A 19,985-nucleotide genomic window follows, 5' to 3' on the forward strand; every position below is an offset into this window, starting at 1 on the left:
GACATCAAGATCGCTGCCACTGCACCGTCGTGCCGCCTAGCTACCGCAGGCTGAACGAGAACGGCGCCGTGCGAGTTATGCGGGAGCCGAGTTCCGACGGCGGTTCGGGTACCGAGGCGCCCTGCAATGCGTCGAGCGCCGCGCGATCGAGGTCCTGATCGCCGGAGGAACGAGCCAGCCGGGCGGATAGGACCCGGCCGGATCCGTCGACCGTAAAGGTCACTTGCGGACTACCTTCCGCGCGCCGGGCCCTCGCCGCCCTCGGATAGCGCGTGTGCCGCCTGATCCACGCATGCAACCGCGAGTTCCACTTGGACGAGCTCACACCGGATCTCGAAGCCACTGCTTTGGCTGATTTTGGTGCGGCCGCCCTGGCTGCCGTCGTCGTGCGTGGTGGTGCAGCTTTTTCCCTTTTCGAACGCTTTTTGGCCTTTTCGACGGGCTCCTTGGCCTTGGCCCCAACCGGCTCCTTCACCTTGGCCTTCGCCTGTTTCCTTGTCTTGGTCTCGACGGGTGTGTCGACCGGTCTTGGCTGCGGCAGCGGGATGACTACTTCCGGCGTGACGGCCTCGGCAACATCGGGCACGACCTCCTCGAGCGGCGGCTGGTCGACCCGTTCCGCCACGGTCGGTGGGGTGGGCTCGATTGTGTCGGCCGGAGCGGTTTCCGGCTCGGCAACCGGCTCTGCCCGTTCGACGGGCGGTTCGGGCGGAGGCTCCGTTTCAGCTGTCTCGGGCTCCTCGACAGGATCCGGCTGATCGGGCGCCACCACCTCGTCGGGCATCGGCGCCGGCATGGCCGGCGTGACGGCCATCGGCGACAGCTCGATCACCTGCGCCTGTGGCGGTCCGCCGTCGGGCTCGGCCGGGCGCCAGCTCTGCATCGCATAGGCGATCGCGGCATGCGCCACCAGAACCAGCGCAGCCGCGGCCACCCACCAGGCAATCTCGCGCATGCCGAAGCGCGGCTGATCGACCATGGGCAGGGCGGCCGCCGGCGACATTACTGGCCCGTTCCGGCTTGCGGAGCCGCGGCATCGCCGGTCTCGAGGCCGACCAGCGCGATCTTCAGATAGCCGGCGCCCCGCAAAAGGTTCATCACCTCCATCAGTTCGCCATAGCCAACCGCCTTGTCGGCGCGCAGGAAGATGCGCGTCTGCTTGTCGCCTTTTGTCCTGCCGACGAGCGTGGCGGCGAAAGTTTCGCGCGGCACGGTGTCGTTGCCGATCGCCAGGCTGAGGTCATCTCTCAGCGTCAGAAACAGCGGCGTCTCCGGCCGCGGAGCCGGCGTCGCTGTCGAGCCTGGCAGGTCGACATTGACGTCCACTGTCGCCAGTGGTGCCGCGACCATGAAGATGATCAAGAGAACCAGGATGACGTCGATGAACGGAGTGACGTTGATCTCGTGGTTTTCCTCGAGATCGCCGTCGATGTTCTCTCGAATTCTAGCCGCCATGGCGTCGCTCCGTGTTCATTCCGCGGCCATCGGCTTTGCCGGTGCGACGGTGCGGAAATCCAGATCCCGGCTGACCAGCCGTTCGACCCCTGCCGAAGCGTCGGCGAGGATCTGCCTGTAGCCGGCTATCGATCGTGCGAAGACGTTGTAGATGACCACCGCCGGGATCGCCGCGACAAGGCCCATCGCGGTGGCCAGCAAGGCTTCCGCAATGCCCGGGGCAACGACGGCCAGATTGGTGGTCTGCGCCTGCGAGATGCCGATGAAGGCGTTCATGATGCCCCAGACCGTGCCGAAAAGGCCGACAAAGGGCGCGGTCGAGCCGATCGTCGCCAGCACGCCGGTGCCGCGCGACATGCGCCGCGCCGCCGCCGCCTCGATGCGCGACAAGCGCGAGGTCACGCGTTCCTTCAGCCCGTCGCCAGACACATGATCGAGCGAGCCGGCCGAAAGCGCGGTTTCTTCCTCCGCCGCCCGCACCAGCAGGGCGCCTGGGCCGCTATTATGACCAAGCGCTCGCCCGGCCTGGTTCAGCGTCGCGGCATTGCCGATCGCTTGTGCCGCGCGGCGGGCGCGCAGCTTGCCGCCAAGGATCTCCAGCGACTTGGCCAGCCATATCGTCCAGGTGACGAACGACGCAAACGCCAGTCCGATCATCACTGCTTTCACGACGATGTCGGCCGCCATGAACATGCCCCATGGCGACAGGTCATGCGGCAGGGTCTGAGACGTCGCCGTCGAAGGACCCGTCTCGGTAGGCGTGGTCTCGACAGGCGTGGTCTCGGTGGGCGTGGTCACGCCGGGCTGCGTCGCCGGTGGCACGACTGCGCCCGGCGCAGCCTCTCCAGGCGCGCGAGCGGGCGCCTCGATCGCCGGCGCCGTACCCGGTTGCTCCTGGGCGGCAGCGCCGCCAGCCGACAGGATGACCGATGCGATCAACGCGGCAAACAAACCATGTCTGGACAAGGGTTTCTTCCTTATTCTCACGGGTGGCCTCATTGCACATAGCCGATGGGCTGGCCGGTGACGGGGTGCGCGAACACGCCCATCTCCACGCCAAAAATTCCTCTGAGCACGTCGCCCTGCATGATCTGGTCCGGCGTGCCGCGCGTCAGCAGCCTGCCGTCCTTCAGTGCGATCAGTTCGTCGCAGTAGCGCGCCGCCATGTTGGGATCGTGCAGCACGACGACGACACACAGGTCGCGTTTGCGGCTGAGGTCCCTGACCAGTCCCAGCACCTCGACCTGATGGGCGATGTCGAGCGCCGAGATCGGCTCGTCGAGCAGCATGACGCCGGCATTCTGCGCCACCAGCATGGCCAGCCATGCGCGCTGCCGCTCGCCGCCGGACAACTCGTCCACCAGCCGGTCGGTGAAATCCGCCATGTCGGTCAAGACAAGCGCCTCGTCGACATGGCGCCTGTCCTCATGCCCGAAACGGCCCAGCGCGCCATGCCAGGGATAGCGGCCGAGCGTCGCCAGTTCGCGCACGGTCAGGCCGGTCGCCGCCGGCGTCGTCTGCGGCAGATAGGCCAGCGCGCGGGCGAGTTCTCGGGCGCCCCACTGCGCCAGCGGACGCTGCGCGAAGGTGATGCCGCCCGAGCTTGCCGGCTGCTGACGCGCCAAGAGCTTGATCAGCGTCGACTTGCCCGAGCCGTTATGTCCGATCAGCCCGTAGACGCGCGAGCGCTGCAACTCGAGCGTGACAGGACCGAGCAGCGTCCGCTCGCCGACGGCGAACCGCACCGCTTCGACGTGGAAGGCAGTCTGGGCATGAATTCCTGCCACGGTCTCGGCCTCTCTCCAGTTTCGCGCGCGCATTTCGAAATCCGGTTTGGGCAATCCGGTTTCGGCGCCAATGCCCGGTTGACTATGAAACATGACTTTACTAGTCAACAATGAAGATGACTTTTTGAGTCAACAAAATGTCGTGACGCGCGGATTTGCGTCGAAATCGAAAAAGTGGGGGATGCCGAGATGGTGGTTGGTCCTGATCGCGGAACAATTCGGGACGAAATGACTGCGCGCCGAACTTTGCTGTTCGCGGCAATGTCTCTGCCGGCACTGCTTGGCGGCGGCCACGCCGTCGCGCAGGAAGCGACCACCACTCTCGACCCGATCAACGTCCAGGAACGCGTCGAAAGCGCATTTGGAACGGTCGACGGCTATGTCGCCACCCAGGGCTCCACCGCCGCCAAGACCGACACACCCCTGATCGAGACGCCGCAGGCGATATCGGTGGTGACGGCGGATCAGATCACAGCGCAAGGCGCCGAGACCCTTGGCGGCGCGCTGCGCTACACGGCCGGGGTCACCGGCGAACTGTGGGGCACCGACTTGCGCGGTACTGGCCTGCAGATCCGCGGCTTCAACGTCTGGGACGAAGTCTTCTACGTGAACGGCCTCAGGATGAAGGGGTCGGACTTCTCCTCCTTCCTCTCGCTTGAACCCTATGGCGCCGAGCGCATCGAAATCCTGCGCGGACCGAGCTCGGTGCTGTACGGCCAGAACAGCCCCGGCGGCATCATCAACTATGTCAGCAAACGGCCGACGGATGGGACTTTCCGCGAGATCGAGGTCAGCGCTGGCAGCTTCGACACCTATCAGGGCCAGTTCGACATGGGCGGCAAGCTCGACGAAGCGGGCGTATGGAGCTTTCGCCTGACCGGTCTTGCCCGCGAGGGCGGGGCTTATACCGACCATGTCGACAACGATCGCCTGTTCATCGCCCCCGCGCTCAAATGGCAGCCGGATGCGGACACCAGCCTGACCCTGCTCGCGGCGATCCAGAAAGACAAAGTCGGCTGGGGCATCCAGTTCCTGCCGGCGAACGGCACGGTGCTGCCCAATGGGAACGGGTCGATACCCCTGAATCGCTTTGTCGGTGAGCCCGATTTCGACGAATACAACCCGCTGATGGCCATGATCGGCTACGAGTTCGAGCACCGCATCGACGACACCTTCATGGTCCGCCAGAACGCCCGCTACGCCTATCTCGACAATGACGAGCAGTTCGGCGTGTTCGGCGCGGGCCTCGAATCCGACGACCGCACCTATAATCGCTACGCCGATCTCGGCATGTCGACCTTCGGCAATTTCGCGATCGACAACCAGGTGCAGGCGGAGTTCGACACGGGCCCGCTAGCCCATCTGCTGCTTGCCGGGCTCGACTACCAATATACGGACTATAGCGACTATGGCGCCTCGGCCGAGATCGGCCCGATCGACATATTCGACCCGGTCTACGGCTCGCCGATCTCGGAGTTCACGCCCTATCTGGACAGGGACACCACGCACAGTCAGACCGGCATCTATGTGCAGGACCAGATCAAGCTGGACAATTGGGCGCTCACGGTCGGCGCTCGTCACGACTGGACGCGGACAGACACGGTCGACCATCTCCCCGACGGCGCCCCTAGCGAGCAGTCCGACAGCGCCACCACATGGCGCGCTGGTCTCGTTTATCTCTGCGAAATCGGCCTTGCGCCTTATGTCAGCTATTCGACCTCCTTCCTGCCGGAGCTCGAGCACAATCCCGCCGGGGCGCCTTTTGAGCCGGAGACCGGCGAGCAGTATGAGGTCGGCATCAAATATCAGCCGCTCGGTTGGAATTCCTTCATTACCGTCGCCGCCTTCGACCTCACCAAGCAGAACGTGGTTCGCCATATTGGCAATGATGCCTTCCAGACCGGCGAGATCCGCTCGCGCGGCATAGAGGTCGAAGGAGTCGCGAGCCTCGACAACGGGCTCGACGTCAAGGCGGCCTACGCCTACCTCGACACCGAGATCACCGATGACGGTGACGGGACCGAGGGCAATACGCCTTATGGCGTGCCACAGCATAGGGTCTCGCTTTGGGCGGACTATACGATCCAAAGCGGCGTGCTGGAGGGGCTGGGGCTGGGCGGCGGCATCCGCTACATTGGCGAGACCTACGGCGACGATGCCAATTCATTCAAGGTGCCGTCGGTCACCTTGTTCGATGCTGCGGTCCACTACGAGTGGCAGAACGTAAAGTTCCAGCTCAATGCCACCAACCTGTTCAACAAGGAATACATCGCCTCCTGTTCCGACGCGAGTTTCGGCTGCTACCCCGGAGAGGGCCGCAAGGTCACCGGCTCGATGAAGTATCGTTGGTGAGCGAATCGCGGCGCCGCACCGAGACCGCTGCCGGCTCGCTCACCAGGCGTGAGTGCGTCGGGGCATTTGCTGCGGCGTGGTGTGGCGTGGCGCCATTGCCGGCGCGTGCGGCGCGGCCGCCGCGGATCGCCTGCCTCGAATGGACCTCGGCCGAGATGGTTATCTCGCTCGGGGTCGGGCCGGTCGCGGTCGCCGACACCAAAGGTTACCGCGACTGGGTGGTGGATCCGGATCTTCCCGCCGGCTGCCTCGATCTCGGCTCGCGCGGCGAACCCAATCTCGAACTTCTGACGGAATTGCGGCCCGACCTCATCGTCGGCGCCTATGGCTATGGCTTGGACGAAGCTCCGTTCAAGCGGATCGCACCATTGCACACCGTACCCTTCTACGACGGTACCGAAGCGCCTTATCGCCAAGCCGAGACTGAAACGCTGAAACTTGGCGCGCAGCTCGGCCGGGAGGTTGAGGCTCAGCGCCTTATCCACGAGACCGCGGCGACAATCGCCGATCTCAGGGCGCAATTTTCGGGACGGGCAGACCAACCGCTCGCGGTGGTCAGCATGTTCGACGACCGTCACGTCCGCGTCTATGGCAAGGGCAGTCTGTTCCAGGACGTGCTCGACAGGTTGAGCCTCGCCAATGCCTGGACGGCACCGACCGATAGCTGGGGCTTTTCCACAGTTGGCATCGAACAGTTGGTCGCGATCGGCGAAGCCCGGCTGATTTCTCTCGATCCGATCCCCCCGCATGTGAAGATCAGGATTGACCAGAGCAGCCTTTGGGCGAACCTTCCTTGCGTCAAAGCCGGCAACGCCAGGACAATCCCGCCGATATGGCCTTTTGGCGGACTTGCCGCCGCTGCCCGCTTCGCAACTTTCCTGGCCCGAGCATGACCGTCATGCAGTCCACGGCCGGCCATCGTGCTGGTTTCATGGGAGGCGGCTGGATGCTCGTCGCCCTCGTGGGCGTACCGGCGGTGCTCGCGGCGTATCTCACCGCTGTCGGGCTTATGAGCCTGTTGCCCGCCGACATGTGGTGGCAGTCGCTCGGGGCGACGGACGTTGCCGATCCGCGGCAGCTGCTTTACCGGCATGCCTTTCTGCCGCGTCTGGCGATCAGTCTGCTGGCCGGCGCGGCGCTCGGCCTGACCGGCACGCTGCTCCAGCAGGTCCTGCGCAATCCGCTCGCCGAGCCGACGACCATAGGCACGAATGCAGGCGCGACCGTCGCCCTCACGATCGCCACGCTCTACGCGCCGTGGATGCTGGAGCAAGGTCGCGAATGGGTGGCGCTCGCCGGCGGCGCCCTGTCGACGCTGGCGGTTCTGGCTTTGGCCCAGGGCCGGAGTTTTTCGCCGGTCGCGCTCATCATTTCCGGCCTGGTGGTCAGCCTCACATGCAGTTCAGCGAGCGCCCTGCTGATGGCGGCCAATCGCGAGTATTCCGAGGAACTTTTCATCTGGCAGAGCGGTTCGCTGATCCAGAACGGCAACGCCGTGGTGTTCGGGTTCGCGCCATGGCTCGCAGTGGCCGGCATTGCCGCCTTCCTTCTGCTCCGGCCGCTGCGGCTTCTGGACCTGAGCGATGAGGGAGCGGAAAGCCTCGGGACGAACCCCGTGGTGACACGGCTGGCGGGGGTGACTGTCGCCGTCGCGCTGAGCAGCATGGTGGTCGCAGCCGTCGGCGTCATCAGCTTCGTGGCGCTTGCGGCGCCGGCGCTGGTCAGGCTCGCCGGCGCACGGACCTTGCGCCAGCGCATGATCTGGGCGCCCCTCGCAGGCGCCACCCTATTGTGGCTGACCGACCGGCTGGTGCAGGTCCTGCCGTTTGCCTCCGAGATCCCGGCAGGTGTGGCGACTGCTTTCCTCGGTGCGCCGCTGCTGTTTCTCCTCCTGCCGAAATTGCGCACCAACCCGGATCGGGACGGCGTCACGCTGTCTTCCGTGCGCAGGCGAAGCGGGTGGGTCTATCTCCTGCTCGGGCTCCTCGCGATGGCGATTCTTCTCTGCGCCGCGCTTGTGGTCGGGAGAGGCGCGGCAGGCTGGCACGTGGCCTCGACCGCCGAACTTGCCGACCTCTTGCCGCTCAGGGCGCCTCGCATCGCCGTCGCGGTTTCCGCTGGTATGATGCTGGGCGTGGTCGGCACGCTGATGCAGAGGATGACCGGCAATCCGATGGCGGCGCCAGAGGTGCTGGGTGTTTCCGGCGGCGCCTCGCTAGGCATCCTGCTGCTCTTCGTCGCGACTTCGACAGTCAGTCGCCCGGCAATGATCGCTGCCGGCCTCGTCGGAGCCCTGGCCAGCCTGGCGATGATTTCGCAGACCGGCCGCCGACAGCCTGTCGCGAATGATCGGTTGCTGCTTTCCGGTGTCGCCGTGGCGACGATGGCATCGGCATTCTCGGCGGTGATGCTCGCCAGCGGCGATCCTCGGCTCGATACACTCATCGCCTGGCTATCCGGCTCCACCTACCGGGCCACCGCCGCCGACGCCACAATCGCAGTTGTGACGGCGACCGTGCTGCTGGCCATCGTGCCCCTCACAATCCGCTGGCTGGAAATCCTGCCGCTTGGAGAGGCCGCCTCTCGCGGGCTCGGGCTTGGCCTCCTTCGTGTGCGGCTCATCCTCCTGGTGCTTGTTTCGGTGCCGACGACGATTGCGACGCTTGTTATCGGGCCGTTGAGCTTCGTCGGATTGATGGCGCCGCACCTGGCCCGCATGCTCGGGTTCCAACGCGCCTTGCCGTCGCTTTTCGCATCCGCGATCCTTGGCGGCATGATCCTTGTTTCGGCCGACTGGGCTGGCCGGATGCTCATTTTCCCGTGGCAGATTCCGGCGGGTTTGCTAGCTGCCCTGGTCGGCGGTCCCTATTTCATGGCGCTGATGTGGAAGGGCCGACAATGAGCGGGGCCTTGGCATATTGCCGCTTGCGCCGTTGCGGCTGTAAGCAACCAAAGCTGGCGGCGAGCGGCTCAAATGTGCGCGCCGCGCAATCATGACAGGTTCCGGTTCGCCAGGATGATCAGACGCTTCCTTTCCTATTACGCCCCATGGAAGGGGTTGTTCGCGCTCGACTTCTCCTGTGCGGTGCTCGCCGGCCTGCTCGAGCTCGGCTTTCCGATGGCGGTGCGCTCCTTCGTCGACGACCTTCTGCCACGGCAGGACTGGACGCTGATCATTGCCGCGGCGGCCGGCCTGCTCCTCATCTATCTGCTCAATACGGTGCTGATGGCGGTGGTCACCTATTGGGGTCACATGCTCGGCATCAACATCGAGACCGAGATGCGGCGAAAGAGCTTCGACCATCTCCAGAAACTGTCCTTCCGCTTCTACGACAACCACAAGACCGGCCATCTCGTCGGCCGCGTCACCAAGGATCTCGAGGAAATCGGCGAGGTCGCGCATCACGGCCCGGAGGACCTGTTCATCGCCGTCATGACCTTCGTCGGCGCCTTCGCGCTGATGTTCGTGGTCAACGTTCCCCTGGCGCTGGTCACCGCGGCGATCGTGCCTGTCATCGCCTGGGTGACCATCCGCTATGGCGACCGCATGGAGCGCAACTGGCAGGCGCTTTATGGCCGCGTCGGCGACTTCAACGTGCGCATCGAGGAGAATGTCGGCGGCATGCGCGTGGTCCAGGCCTTCGCCAACGAGGAGCATGAGCGGACGCTGTTCGCGCATGACAACCGGCGCTACCGCCAGACCAAGCTCGACGCCTACCGCATCATGGCGGCCAGCAACTCGCTGAGCTATATGGGCATCAGGCTGATCCAGCTCGTGGTCATGATCGCCGGCAGCTATCTCGTCATATCAGGCAGCCTCAGCAATGGCGGTTTCGTCGGCTTCCTTTTGCTCGTCGGCGTCTTCGTGCGCCCGATCGAGAAGATCAACTCGGTCATCGAGACCTACCCGAAAGGCATTGCCGGCTTCCGCCGCTACACGGAACTTCTCGACACCGAACCTGACATCGCCGACCGCCCCGGCGCCAAGGCCGTCAGCAGCCTCATCGGCGACATAGACTACCGCGATGTCAGCTTCGGCTATGGTGGTGGCAAGCCGGTGCTGAAAGGCGTCGACCTGTCGATCCGGGCCGGCGAAACCATCGCCTTCGTTGGCCCCTCCGGCGCCGGCAAGACCACCATCTGCTCGCTGCTGCCGCGCTTCTACGAGGTCGATTCCGGCGCGATCAGCATCGACGGCATCGAAATCAGAGCCATGACGCTTGCCTCGCTGCGCGGCCAGATCGGCATCGTCCAGCAGGACGTGTTCCTGTTTGGCGGCACGGTCCGCGAGAACATCGCCTATGGCCGGCTCGATGCGACCGACGAAGCCATCGCCGACGCTGCGCGGCGGGCCCAGCTCGACGGCATGATCGCCGGACTGCCGGCCGGCTACGACACCATCATCGGCGAGCGCGGCGTCAAACTTTCCGGCGGCCAGAAGCAGCGGCTGGCGATCGCGCGCATGTTCCTGAAGAACCCGCCGATCCTCATCCTCGACGAGGCGACGTCGGCGCTCGACACCGAGACGGAACGGGAGATCCAGAAGGCGCTGTCCGAACTTGCCGACGGCCGCACCACGCTGGTCATCGCCCACCGGCTGGCGACGATCCGCGGCGCCGACCGCATCGTCGTCGTCTCCGACAGAGGCATTGTCGAGCAGGGTTCGCACAGCGAATTGATCCGCGCCGGCGGCACTTACCGGCGGCTGCATGACGCCCAGCACCTTGCATCGCATTGATGCCACGGCGCGACGCACAGAGCGTGGAACCGCTGTAGGCCAACCGCAAGCTCGTTGGCTTCACCAAGTTGCCGGATCTCGCCCGGCGAACCCGGTGTCAGCTCGAAGACATCGGCATGCCGTCCGGCGACCCTGAGCGCCGTTCCGGACTGTCCGCCCATGCGGATGGTCATGTCGGCGCCATGCGGTCCCTTGCGAGGCACATAGCCGCTTTTGACGCTGTAGAAGGCGCCTTCATGGTCGAACGGCCTGTCGTTCGACCACAACCGCTTCAGCAGCACCAGATATTCGTCGATCCGTTGCCAGACGACCATATGGCCGACCGGACGTGTTTCGGCATCGTCGTCGCTCAGCGGCTCGCTGAGCATCCTGAGCGACAGCCGCCCGCCGCTTCTCACATCGAGGGCCGCCACCGTCGGCTCGATCACACCTGCCCAATGCGTGAGAACGACCTCAAGGGATGAAGTGCGGCTCAGCGCCCGAGCTGCAATATCCAAATTGGTTAGCAGCCCGGCCGGATCATCGACGACGATCTTCTGGAAACCGATGTCCTCGATCAGCGACAGCTTTGTCGCGGTCTCCGCGAAATCGTAGAAAAAAGTCACGATTGAATCGGCAGGCCGAGTTTTACCGGGAACATGCGTGAACTCGATCGGCATTGCCATCTCCTCCATCACGTTGGGATCACTGGGCGCGCAAAAGCGCACCGGGATTCGGTCCATTCAACTCCGGAATTCTGAAAGCGGCAGGTCGCTATCCCTGTAAGTCAGGACCCGATGGCTGGGTCCCCATGATCAGGGAATAAGGCCCAGAACGACTGCCCCGGTGAACACGAACGCAAGGGCAAAGACGAGATAGGCAAAGGCGCCTGCATAGGCCGGCCGCCAAGTCTGGTCGGAATCCAGCCTCTGGCCTTTGCGGGCAGTCTGGGCGTTCTGGATATAGGACATATCGACCTCCGTCTCGGCATTTAATCTATAAAATCAGTAGACTTTGTCGAGTGCTATTTTTGCGCAATCTTTAGAATGAATTGCTCAGAGCCTGCCGTAAATTGGTTTTTCTTACTGAATTTTGTTGCACTGGACCGGCCGGCGCAAATCCGCCTTGCCAACATCGCCCTGTCGCCGCCGTCGCCTGATGCTGTCGCCGGAAGAGAGTTCGCCGTGTCCGGCGGTTCGCTTGGCAGGCCGGTGCCTGAGGCATGGAATGCGACGTCACGGGCTGGCGAAGCGATCTCCTATCTGCTGGGCGGCACGTAACCTTCCAAACCGAACAGCATCAGGGCTAGCGACACCAGGAAGAAGCCAACAGCCGCGCCGAGCGCAATCCGGGCGTAGAGTTTGTAAACGTCGCCCAAGACGGTGCCGAACACCCGTCGCGCCGGGCCATCGGCTGGGCGCGATTCCTCGTCCAGATAGAGCCAGACTTCGGTGTGTTTGGGATTCTTGATGCCTGCGGTCATGGCTTTCCACATCAGTGCCAGTGCCATGGTCAGCGTAAGGAACGCGCCGGAGCGAAAGGCAGATACCGGGTTGAAGGAGAAGCCGATCATGACACAGCCGATGGCAAGCGATCCGAACATTACGGCGCGCCCGATGCACTCCACAGCTACCCGCCTGATCTCGTTCATCAGCTGCCTCGGCAACAAACTGGCCAAGAATGTGCAAGTGCTTCGACCATATCAAATCACTTTAAGGCGAATGGACACGCCGGCGCAGCCCCGGCTGACCCCGGCGCATCGTTGCGAACGCCATAGCCTGAAATTCAGCCGTCGACGCGGCCTGTCGGCGCGCCTTATGCTGCAAGACATCCGGCAGGGAGGCTTTCGGCTATGTCGAAGGGGACGGGAATGAAGCGGGCGACCGGCGCGACACCACTGATAGCCATAGCGGCTGCGGCCGTCGACACCGAAACAACTGGGCTCGACGCCACAAAGGCACGCGTGGTCCAGATTGGCGCAATCGGCATCGCGCACGGCAAGGTCGTCCGGGAACCTCAGTTCAATCTCCTCATCGATCCTGGTGAAGCGATCCCGGCTGAGGCCTCGCTCGTCCACGGCATCACCGATGCCGATGTTGACGGAGCCGGGAGCTTCTTGGATGCATGGGCAAAATTCCAGGAGTTCGCTGGAGACCGCATCCTCGTCGGCCACTCGATCGGCTTCGACCTTGCCGTGTTGAAACGCGAATGCCGACGCGCGCATTTGCCATGGAAAAAGCCTCGGTCGCTGTGCGTCCGGCTTCTTGCAACCATAGCAAATCCCGATCTGGCAGACCATTCGCTGGAAATGACCGCCGCCTGGCTTCGCCTGGAGATAGCTGGCCGCCATTCGGCTCTGGGCGATGCGATCGCGGCGGGAGACATCTTTGCCGCGTTGATTCCCGAATTGCGCAAGCGCAACATCCGAACACTCGGAGAGGCCGAGGTCGCCTGCCTCGCCCTTTCGCACACTCTCGAAGCCGGCCATCGCGCCGGCTGGGCCGAGCCGGTGTCGCGGCCCCAGGCTCCCGCGTTTCAGCCGGTTGATCCATATGCCTATCGCCATCGCGTCGGCAGCCTTATGAGCGACCCGCCAGTCGTGGTGAAATCGACCAAACCGACAAAGCAGGTCATCGACCTCATGGTCAAGCGCAAGATCAGCTCGGTCCTCGTGTCCGACCGAGGAACGCCCGATCAACCGGTTGTGGAGTACGGCATCGTTACCGAGCGCGATCTGATGCGCCGCATATCATCCGACGCCGAGCGCGTTTTTGACCTGCCGATCGGAAGCACTGCAACGCGGCCGCTGATAAGCATCCGCGCCGCCGCATTCGCTTATCGAGCGATCGGGCGCATGGATCGGCTGAAAATTCGCCACCTCGCCGTCCGCGACGATGGGGGCATGCTGGTCGGCATGCTTTCGGCACGCGACCTGCTGAGGCTCCGCGCCACCGCGGCTATCAATCTCGACGACACGATCGAGCATGCCAAGGACGTCGCCGAATTGGCGGCCGCCTGGTCGATGCTGCCGGGCGTCGCACGTTCGCTCATCGGCGAGGAGATCGACCCGCGCGTGGTGGCGGAAATCATCAGCGAGGAACTTTGTTCGCTTACGCGCCGCGCCGCTGTACTTGCGGAACACCAGATGCAGACCGAAGGCCACGGCCCGCCGCCCTGTGCCTACGCCGTGCTCGTGCTCGGCTCCGGCGGCCGTGGCGAGAGCCTGATGGCACCCGACCAGGACAACGCAATCGTCTTCGCACATGGCGAGCCGGGCGGGCCAGAAGACAGCTGGTTCAAGAATCTAGGCGCCAAGCTCGCCGACATGCTCGACATCTCCGGCGTGCCGTATTGCAAAGGCGGGGTAATGGCCGCGAACGCGGCATTCCGCGGAAGTCTCGACACCTGGAAGGGGCGCGTCGAAGATTGGGTTCGCCGCCTACGGCCGGAGGACCTCCTCAATGTCGATATCGTTTACGACCTGAGGCCGGTTCACGGCGACATGACGCTGGCCGCCCAGTTCATCGGACATGCGTATGGCCGCGGCCACGCCGAGCCAGTGTTCGCCAAGCTTCTCGGCGAGCAGATAACAGCCGGCAATCCCTTCACTCTTTTTGGTGGCTTTCAGCTTGAAAATGGCCGGCTGGACGTCAAGAAGCATGGCCTTTTTCCGATCGTTGCGACCGCACGCACTCTTGCAATCCGCCACGGCATCCGCGAGCGGAGTACGCGCGCCCGGTTCGAGAAACTCGTCGCGCTGGACATTGGCGGCGAGCGCGACATGAAGGCAATGCTGGCTGGCCATGCCATGCTGATCGGGTTGCTGCTCGGTCAGCAGACGCATGACATCTACGCCGGCATTCCTGCCTCCAACCGCATCCAGATCGATGCCCTTACGCGCGAGCAGCAGGCAGAGCTCAAGCGTCTCATCAAGCGCCTCCAGTCAGCACCCGACCTGGTGCGGGACCTGATGTTCGCATAGACGGCGACGCCCGGACGGCGCAAAGTCGTCGAAGGGAACCCTTGGAATATAGGCGTGGTGGAGCAAATTCAGCGCGCGGCGCCAAGCAGTTCGTCGACCAGGGCACTGCGGTCAGCCTGCGCAAGGAAATCCTCATGCGCGCGCAGCAGATTCATTCTCAGGAAGTTGAAAATGTAGTCATAGTCGTTGGTCAGGAGATTGGGGTGGATCGGGACCGCCTCGAAAACCGTTCGCGCCAGCGGCTCGGGGATTTCACGCACCGGCCGGGACGGACCGGCCTGCGTGGCGGCGAGGCGCTGTCGTGTCAGCTCGGCGGCGTCCTCCCAGAAGGTGGGGGGCGAACCCTCCGGAACGGCATATTTGGAGAAGCTCGCCAGGGCCACCTTTTCCAGCGCCGCTGGCAGGCCGCGCTGGCGCGACCCGGCGGGTTCGCGCAGCGCACCCTCCACCATTTCCGCCACGATGGCGTAGCACGCAGGGTAGGCGCGCCAGCGTGAATGGTTGAGCGCCGCCTGGAACTCCTTCTCGCTGAACAGCTTCTGCCAGTAGACCCCTGCCCTGACGCGGCAGAACTCGACGATGCTTTTCTGCGCCAGGAAGGCAGCGCGCGAATCCATGAAGTCGGCCAGTTGGCCGACGCTGCCGATCGGCTGCGGCTTGCGCAGGAACTCGGGCAACAGGTTGTCTAGCAGGCCCATGGCGCTCTCCCTTCGGTTTTGTTTCCAACCGATATTGACCGTTTAGCCTTCGCGACACCGCGCCGCCAGTCCTCTCACCGATTCTAAAGTCGTATGAACAGCAGCGACAAGAAGTGTTACCCCTATAAAATTACGGTCGGCTGATTCTTACCCGGCCGCCAATATGCCGGAGGGCTTCCGCGTTAGCGGAAGAGGCAAGCTTTAAACGGCGCCTTGCGGTCGAGATGGTTCGCAAGCTGCCCAACCAAGGGAGGGTTCAACGCTATGGCGACGCCAGATCGCGTAAGTTATTGGAACAAGACCAGAAGCCTCATGTTCGTCATGTTGGGCCTGTGGGTGTTCTTCGGTTACTTCATCCACCTGTTCGCGGTGCAACTCAACAACATCGTCATTTTTGGCTTTCCGCTCGGCTTCTACATGGCCGCTCAGGGTTCGCTCATAGCTTTTGTCGTCATGCTGTTCTGGTTCGCCCGTAAGCAGAACAGCATCGACGAAGAGCATAACGTCGCTGAAGATTGATCGGGGGGAACTTCAATGGCTAACACGACAGCTACCACGGCAGGCGGAGGCGACTTCACCTCCAATCTCGGCCGCATCTACGGCATCTACACCGGCGGCTTCATCGCTTTCATCATACTGATGGCGATCATCAGCGCGATGGGCGTCCCTAACAGAATCATCGGCTATCTGTTCGTGGCGTTCACGATCACAATCTACGCCGTCATCGGCATTCTCAGCCGCACCATGCAGGTCGGCGAGTACTACGTGGCGGGGCGTAGGGTCCCGGCGATCTACAATGGCATGGCGACCGGCGCTGACTGGATGTCAGGCGCGTCCTTCGTCGGCATGGCCGGCACGCTTTATCTGCTCGGCTATGACGGCCTCGCCTTCGTGCTGGGCTGGACCGGCGGCTACGTGCTCGTGGCCATTCTCGTTGCGCCCTATCTGCGCAAATTCGGCGCCTACACGGTTCCAGACTTCCTGTCGGCGCGCTATGGCGGCAATCTGGCGCGCTTCATCGGCGTGATCGTGCTGTTCTCCTGCTCATTCACTTATGTGGTGGCGCAGATCTATGCGACCGGCATCATCTCGGCACGCTTCCTCGGCCTCGACTTCAACGTCGCAGTCTATGTCGGCCTTGCGGGCATCCTGGTCTGCTCAATGCTGGGCGGCATGCGCGCCGTCACCTGGACGCAGGTCGCACAGTACATCGTGCTCATCATCGCCTACCTGATCCCCGCCATATGGATGTCCACCGTGAAAACCGGCGTGCCGATCCCGCAACTGATGCAGGGCCAGGCACTCGCGAACATCACCGCGCTTGAAACAGCGCAGAACATCGCGACGCATCACATCACGCCGTTCGTGCATGGCGGCTACAATGCGCTCAACTACTTCTTGCTTATTCTCTGCCTGATGGTCGGAACGGCGTCCCTGCCGCACGTTCTGATGCGATATTTCACCACTCCGTCGGTGCGTGAAGCGCGTGTCTCGGTCGCCTGGTCGCTACTGTTCATTTTCATCCTCTACTTCACGGCGCCGGCCTACGCGGCGTTCGCCAAATGGACGATGCTTGACCTGGTGGCATCGGGCCTGACGCCCGAAAACATCAGTGAAAAGGCCGGATGGATGATGCGCTGGGCGGCAGCCGACGGCACGCTCGTACAGATCTGCGGCAAGGCTGCCACTGACGCCGCAGCGATTGCAGCTGCCTGCGCCGAAAAGGGTGTGACGGCACTTTCCTTCGCCGACATCAACCTCAACGCGGACATGATCGTGCTGGCCACGCCCGAAATGGCCGGCATGCCTTACGTCATCTCGGGCCTCGTCGCCGCCGGCGGTCTTGCCGCCGCGCTGTCGACGGCGGATGGCCTGCTGCTGGCCATCGCCAACGCGCTCAGCCACGACATCTACTACAAGATGATCGACCAGAATGCCCCGACTGCCCGCCGTCTGGTGGTGTCGCGTGTTTTGCTCGTGCTCGTGGCCATCGCCGCCGCCTACGTGGCGTCGACCAAGCCGGGCGACATCCTCGCTATGGTGTCTTGGGCATTCTCGCTCGCCGCCGCGGGTTTGTTCCCCGCGCTGGTGCTCGGCGTTTGGTGGAAGCGCACGAACTCTGCCGGCGCCGTCGCGGGCATGATCGCCGGTTTCGGCATCTGCCTCTATTATTTGCTCGGTACCCGTTACGGCGCGGTAGGATTCTACGAAATGTGGAGTGGGCTGTCCGCGGCACCGGCTGACGCCGTTGCGAAATATGCCGAGCTGAAGACGGCTTGGGCTTCTGCGGCACCGGACGCGCAAGCCGCTGCATGGGTGGCGCTCGACAAGCAGGCCCAGACCATCGCCAACTGGTGGGGTGTCAAGAACCTGTCGGCAGCCGCGTTCGGCCTCCCCGCCGGCTTTCTGGTCATGATCGTTGTCTCCAGGCTGACCAGGGAACCATCTTTGGCAATGCAGGAGTTCATCGAGGAACTGCGCATACCTCGCGGCAAGCAGATGATGGAAGAAAAGACCGTCTGATCCCGCGTAGGGACCGGCGCTCGAAGCGGGGTCCGGCGACGGACCCCGCTTTCATTTCGGGGGCGCCGCTGTCATAACGCGGCGGCGCCGCTCCTTGGAAAATTCCATATGAACAATTTCTGGTCCTACTGGTATTTCCACATACCGAATTTCATCCTTGCCGCCGTGATGTACACGCTGATGGGGCGTCTCCTGCTCGGCCTCTTCGTGCCCGAAAGCTGGGACAACTACATCTGGCGCTTCTTCAAGGCTGTCACGGATCCGTTCCTGCGGATCGTGCGAACCATCACGCCGTCGATCCTGACCCAGCCGGTGGTGATCGTCTTCAGCGTGCTCTGGCTTATGGCCTTGCGCGTGGGCTATCTCGCCTTGCTGATCAATTTCGGCATTGCGCCGATGGCTTCACAAGGGGGTTGAGGCAATGGGCAAAAACGCTCTTGTGCCTGTCATGGCCGTCGCCATTGTTAACGGTATCTTTTCGCCGTGGGTGCTGATGGTGTTCCTGCTCTATCCGGTCTGGTATCCGGGCTGGGCGCCTCCCCTAAGTCAGATCGTTTACATGACAAGTGCGCTGATCCTGTCGACGGTGACCATTATGCTCGCCGGCGTGCCGGCCGCGCTTTATGAGCGCTGGTCGGCGTACCCCAGGAGCATCGTCGTCTCGTCTATCTGGCTTGCCAGCACGGTGTTGTTGACGCTGCCGGCGCTGCCGAATGTGATGCGGGCGCTCAGCGGCGGCTGAGAATTCCCTTCGGCTCGGGCTTGATCGACTTCGCAGCGCCGCCACCCGCGCATATCAGCCTGCAATGGATTCGAGCCGACCGGGGCGAGCGGCTTTCCCCTCGCCATTTGAAGGGGAAGCGGGATTCCGGCCACGGCCATATTGCCGTGGCGTACAGTCCATGACCCTCTTGAAGGCCGTGCTGAAGGCACTTTCGGATTCGTAGCCGAGCGACAGGGCAATGACGGAGATTGGATCGCTGGAATTCGCCAGCCTGTCGCCCGCCAGCAGCATCCGCCAGTTCGTCAGGTACTCCATCGGCGACGTCCCAACCATCTCTTTGAATTTCAGGGCAAAGGTCGAGCGCGACATGCCGGCACGCTCCGCCAGTTCCTGTAATGTCCAGCGATGCGCCGGATCGTCGTGCATGGCGTTGATCGCAGCGCTCATCTGCTTGTCCGCGAGGGCGAAAAACCATCCGACGCCATCTCCCAGCCCTTCCGCCAGATGCAGGCGCAGGGCCTGAACCAACATCATGTGGGCGAGATGTTGCGCGATCAGAAAACCGCCCGGCTGCGGCTCGTGCAGCTCCTGCATCATCCGCTCCACCGACCAGCGCAGCGCCGCCTGATCCGTTTCTTTCCGGATATGCACGATGGGCGGCAGCATTCCCAACAGGATGCCGGCATGATTGCCGCTAACGGCGAAGCGGCTGCCGACAAGAAAGAAATCACCGCCGCCATTGTACGTCACGACGCCGCCAGCGCGCGCCGGGGGAAAAATCGTGCCGGCGTCGACAGGCGTCAAAGCCATGTCGCTTGCCAGCCGGAAAGGCCGCCCACTCGGCAGCACGAAACAGTCCCCCTTCTCCAGGCGCACCGCGTCGGGAACGCCCTCCACGGACAGCCAGCACCCGCCGGAAACCACAGCGTAGCATTTGATGCGTTCGTGCTGGTCGGAGAACTGGATTGACCAGTTTCCACCCGCGTCGAAGCCAGCGGACACATAACTGCGTGGCTTCAGCAGCGACAGCACATCTGAGAGCGGATCCATGGGCGTTCCGGACGATTGCGAAGATATTGCGGACTTTACAGCATAGACCGCATTCCCTCAATTGGTTATTTAATAACAACGTCTCCGCAAACGTGGCAACAGGCGAAGTAATAATAAGAATACTTGAAAGATTCAGATGTTCTCGCCGTAGATAACGGAGAAAAATTCTATGGATAACGGATAAAGTGGTCACCATCACTGAATGATACCAGATGATTGCGCCAGATAAGGGAACAAGAGTCATGACAGCGTTCACGATCAATGGACGGGCGGTGGATCTCGCAGCCGAGCCCGATATCCCGCTTCTATGGGTGATACGGGAGCATCTGAAACTCACCGGCACCAAATTCGGCTGCGGCATCGCGCAATGTGGCGCCTGCACCGTTCACGTCAACGGCGAGCCCACGCGCTCCTGCGTAACCCTGCTTCAGGACGTGGCCGGCAGGCAGGTGACGACGATCGAAGGCCTGGCGCCTGACACCAGCCATCCGTTGCAGCAAGCCTGGATCGCCGAGCAGGTGCCGCAATGCGGCTATTGCCAGTCCGGGCAGATCATGCAGGCGGCGGCGCTCCTCAACAGCAACCCCAACCCCAGCCGCGAGCAGATCGTCGAACACATGGACGGCAACATCTGCCGCTGCGGGACCTATGTGCGAATCATCAGCGCCATTCAGCGCGCCGCGCGGGAGGCTTGAGC

At 63.2% G+C, this 19,985-nt stretch carries 19 protein-coding genes; 10 read left to right on the top strand and 9 right to left on the bottom strand.

All coding sequences use genetic code 11. From position 1 onward, the window contains the following. Positions 1 to 40: 40 nt before the first annotated feature. From IQ26_RS15070 to IQ26_RS15085, 4 genes are read right to left on the bottom strand one after another with little or no spacing between them, the layout of a single operon-like run. A complete protein-coding gene (locus IQ26_RS15070; protein WP_145718512.1) occupies positions 41 to 1,003 on the bottom strand; it encodes an energy transducer TonB in 963 nt (320 codons plus the stop codon). After that, complete coding sequence (gene exbD / locus IQ26_RS15075; protein WP_145718514.1) at positions 1,003 to 1,455, bottom strand: TonB system transport protein ExbD; 453 nt, start codon at positions 1,453 to 1,455, stop codon at positions 1,003 to 1,005. Before exbD ends, IQ26_RS15070 begins: the two co-directional genes overlap by 1 nt. A 15-nt stretch (positions 1,456 to 1,470) precedes the next feature. After that, positions 1,471 to 2,421, bottom strand: a complete 951-nt coding sequence (gene exbB / locus IQ26_RS15080; protein WP_145718516.1) for a tonB-system energizer ExbB — start codon at positions 2,419 to 2,421, stop codon at positions 1,471 to 1,473. Between the two features lie 29 nt (positions 2,422 to 2,450). Next, the gene (locus tag IQ26_RS15085) at positions 2,451 to 3,275 is read right to left on the bottom strand and encodes an ATP-binding cassette domain-containing protein (RefSeq protein ID WP_145718518.1); all 825 of its coding nucleotides are present in this window, start codon (positions 3,273 to 3,275) and stop codon (positions 2,451 to 2,453) included. Between the two features lie 195 nt (positions 3,276 to 3,470). Here IQ26_RS15085 and IQ26_RS15090 point away from each other — a divergent pair, with 195 nt between their 5' ends. The 4 genes from IQ26_RS15090 (at position 3,471) to IQ26_RS15105 (ending at position 10,332) form a co-directional block, all read left to right on the top strand. Then, complete coding sequence (locus IQ26_RS15090; protein ID WP_240547124.1) at positions 3,471 to 5,594, top strand: TonB-dependent siderophore receptor; 2,124 nt, start codon at positions 3,471 to 3,473, stop codon at positions 5,592 to 5,594. Further along, the gene (locus IQ26_RS15095) at positions 5,591 to 6,487 is read left to right on the top strand and encodes an ABC transporter substrate-binding protein (RefSeq protein WP_240547125.1); all 897 of its coding nucleotides are present in this window, start codon (positions 5,591 to 5,593) and stop codon (positions 6,485 to 6,487) included. Before IQ26_RS15090 ends, IQ26_RS15095 begins: the two co-directional genes overlap by 4 nt. Before the next feature lie 53 nt (positions 6,488 to 6,540). Next, positions 6,541 to 8,496, top strand: a complete 1,956-nt coding sequence (gene fhuB / locus IQ26_RS15100; RefSeq protein WP_240547126.1) for a Fe(3+)-hydroxamate ABC transporter permease FhuB — start codon at positions 6,541 to 6,543, stop codon at positions 8,494 to 8,496. A 114-nt stretch (positions 8,497 to 8,610) separates the two neighbouring features. Then, positions 8,611 to 10,332, top strand: coding sequence for an ABC transporter ATP-binding protein (locus IQ26_RS15105; protein ID WP_145718524.1), 1,722 nt, complete (start codon positions 8,611 to 8,613; stop codon positions 10,330 to 10,332). Here the strand turns inward: IQ26_RS15105 and IQ26_RS15110 are convergent. The 3 genes from IQ26_RS15110 to IQ26_RS15120 all read right to left on the bottom strand — a co-directional run bounded on the left by IQ26_RS15110 (position 10,290) and on the right by IQ26_RS15120 (position 11,962). Further along, complete coding sequence (locus tag IQ26_RS15110; protein WP_240547127.1) at positions 10,290 to 10,991, bottom strand: LLM class flavin-dependent oxidoreductase; 702 nt, start codon at positions 10,989 to 10,991, stop codon at positions 10,290 to 10,292. The two genes, IQ26_RS15105 and IQ26_RS15110, sit on opposite strands and share 43 nt — an antisense overlap. A 135-nt stretch (positions 10,992 to 11,126) precedes the next feature. After that, positions 11,127 to 11,282, bottom strand: a complete 156-nt coding sequence (locus IQ26_RS39725) for a hypothetical protein (protein ID WP_145718526.1) — start codon at positions 11,280 to 11,282, stop codon at positions 11,127 to 11,129. Between the two features lie 287 nt (positions 11,283 to 11,569). Beyond that, positions 11,570 to 11,962, bottom strand: coding sequence for a hypothetical protein (locus IQ26_RS15120; RefSeq protein ID WP_145718528.1), 393 nt, complete (start codon positions 11,960 to 11,962; stop codon positions 11,570 to 11,572). 201 nt (positions 11,963 to 12,163) lie between these two features. Here IQ26_RS15120 and IQ26_RS15125 point away from each other — a divergent pair, with 201 nt between their 5' ends. Then, positions 12,164 to 14,293 (top strand): DUF294 nucleotidyltransferase-like domain-containing protein, encoded by a 2,130-nt coding sequence (locus IQ26_RS15125; protein WP_240547128.1) that lies wholly within the window; start codon positions 12,164 to 12,166, stop codon positions 14,291 to 14,293. Positions 14,294 to 14,361: 68 nt separating this feature from the next. Here IQ26_RS15125 and IQ26_RS15130 read toward each other — a convergent pair whose 3' ends face one another. Beyond that, positions 14,362 to 14,991 (bottom strand): hypothetical protein, encoded by a 630-nt coding sequence (locus IQ26_RS15130; protein WP_145718530.1) that lies wholly within the window; start codon positions 14,989 to 14,991, stop codon positions 14,362 to 14,364. A 264-nt stretch (positions 14,992 to 15,255) separates the two neighbouring features. On the opposite strand from IQ26_RS15130, the gene IQ26_RS15135 reads away from it, so the two are divergent. The 4 genes from IQ26_RS15135 (at position 15,256) to IQ26_RS15150 (ending at position 18,256) form a co-directional block, all read left to right on the top strand. After that, positions 15,256 to 15,510: a DUF4212 domain-containing protein gene (locus IQ26_RS15135; protein WP_145718532.1), complete on the top strand. Its 255-nt coding sequence runs from the start codon at positions 15,256 to 15,258 to the stop codon at positions 15,508 to 15,510. Positions 15,511 to 15,525: 15 nt separating this feature from the next. Beyond that, positions 15,526 to 17,514, top strand: coding sequence for a sodium:solute symporter family protein (locus IQ26_RS15140; RefSeq protein ID WP_145718534.1), 1,989 nt, complete (start codon positions 15,526 to 15,528; stop codon positions 17,512 to 17,514). Between the two features lie 108 nt (positions 17,515 to 17,622). Beyond that, on the top strand, positions 17,623 to 17,931 hold the full coding sequence (locus tag IQ26_RS15145) for a YggT family protein (protein ID WP_145718536.1): 309 nt from the start codon (positions 17,623 to 17,625) through the stop codon (positions 17,929 to 17,931). A 4-nt stretch (positions 17,932 to 17,935) separates the two neighbouring features. Beyond that, positions 17,936 to 18,256 (top strand): hypothetical protein, encoded by a 321-nt coding sequence (locus IQ26_RS15150; protein ID WP_145718538.1) that lies wholly within the window; start codon positions 17,936 to 17,938, stop codon positions 18,254 to 18,256. Between the two features lie 54 nt (positions 18,257 to 18,310). Here the strand turns inward: IQ26_RS15150 and IQ26_RS15155 are convergent, their stop codons facing one another. Next, the gene (locus IQ26_RS15155; protein ID WP_145718539.1) at positions 18,311 to 19,288 is read right to left on the bottom strand and encodes an AraC family transcriptional regulator; all 978 of its coding nucleotides are present in this window, start codon (positions 19,286 to 19,288) and stop codon (positions 18,311 to 18,313) included. A gap of 242 nt (positions 19,289 to 19,530) precedes the next feature. On the opposite strand from IQ26_RS15155, the gene IQ26_RS15160 reads away from it, so the two are divergent. Then, on the top strand, positions 19,531 to 19,983 hold the full coding sequence (locus IQ26_RS15160) for a (2Fe-2S)-binding protein (RefSeq protein ID WP_145718541.1): 453 nt from the start codon (positions 19,531 to 19,533) through the stop codon (positions 19,981 to 19,983). Positions 19,984 to 19,985: the final 2 nt, after the last annotated feature.

It is taken from the genome of Mesorhizobium tianshanense (assembly GCF_007830515.1).
Lineage (GTDB): Bacteria > Pseudomonadota > Alphaproteobacteria > Rhizobiales > Rhizobiaceae > Mesorhizobium > Mesorhizobium tianshanense.

Bases quoted from the DNA above. Each gene is read 5' to 3' on its own strand.
- IQ26_RS15070 (WP_145718512.1), bottom strand. From the start codon at position 1,003: ATGTCGCCGGCGGCCGCCCTGCCCATGGTCGATCAGCCGCGCTTCGGC.
- exbD (WP_145718514.1), bottom strand. From the start codon at position 1,455: ATGGCGGCTAGAATTCGAGAGAACATCGACGGCGATCTCGAGGAAAAC.
- IQ26_RS15085 (WP_145718518.1), bottom strand. From the start codon at position 3,275: ATGCGCGCGCGAAACTGGAGAGAGGCCGAGACCGTGGCAGGAATTCAT.
- IQ26_RS15090 (WP_240547124.1), top strand. From the start codon at position 3,471: ATGACTGCGCGCCGAACTTTGCTGTTCGCGGCAATGTCTCTGCCGGCA.
- fhuB (WP_240547126.1), top strand. From the start codon at position 6,541: ATGCTCGTCGCCCTCGTGGGCGTACCGGCGGTGCTCGCGGCGTATCTC.
- IQ26_RS15105 (WP_145718524.1), top strand. From the start codon at position 8,611: ATGATCAGACGCTTCCTTTCCTATTACGCCCCATGGAAGGGGTTGTTC.
- IQ26_RS15110 (WP_240547127.1), bottom strand. From the start codon at position 10,991: ATGCCGATCGAGTTCACGCATGTTCCCGGTAAAACTCGGCCTGCCGAT.
- IQ26_RS39725 (WP_145718526.1), bottom strand. From the start codon at position 11,282: ATGTCCTATATCCAGAACGCCCAGACTGCCCGCAAAGGCCAGAGGCTG.
- IQ26_RS15120 (WP_145718528.1), bottom strand. From the start codon at position 11,962: ATGAACGAGATCAGGCGGGTAGCTGTGGAGTGCATCGGGCGCGCCGTA.
- IQ26_RS15125 (WP_240547128.1), top strand. From the start codon at position 12,164: ATGTCGAAGGGGACGGGAATGAAGCGGGCGACCGGCGCGACACCACTG.
- IQ26_RS15130 (WP_145718530.1), bottom strand. From the start codon at position 14,991: ATGGGCCTGCTAGACAACCTGTTGCCCGAGTTCCTGCGCAAGCCGCAG.
- IQ26_RS15135 (WP_145718532.1), top strand. From the start codon at position 15,256: ATGGCGACGCCAGATCGCGTAAGTTATTGGAACAAGACCAGAAGCCTC.
- IQ26_RS15140 (WP_145718534.1), top strand. From the start codon at position 15,526: ATGGCTAACACGACAGCTACCACGGCAGGCGGAGGCGACTTCACCTCC.
- IQ26_RS15145 (WP_145718536.1), top strand. From the start codon at position 17,623: ATGAACAATTTCTGGTCCTACTGGTATTTCCACATACCGAATTTCATC.
- IQ26_RS15150 (WP_145718538.1), top strand. From the start codon at position 17,936: ATGGGCAAAAACGCTCTTGTGCCTGTCATGGCCGTCGCCATTGTTAAC.
- IQ26_RS15155 (WP_145718539.1), bottom strand. From the start codon at position 19,288: ATGGATCCGCTCTCAGATGTGCTGTCGCTGCTGAAGCCACGCAGTTAT.
- IQ26_RS15160 (WP_145718541.1), top strand. From the start codon at position 19,531: ATGACAGCGTTCACGATCAATGGACGGGCGGTGGATCTCGCAGCCGAG.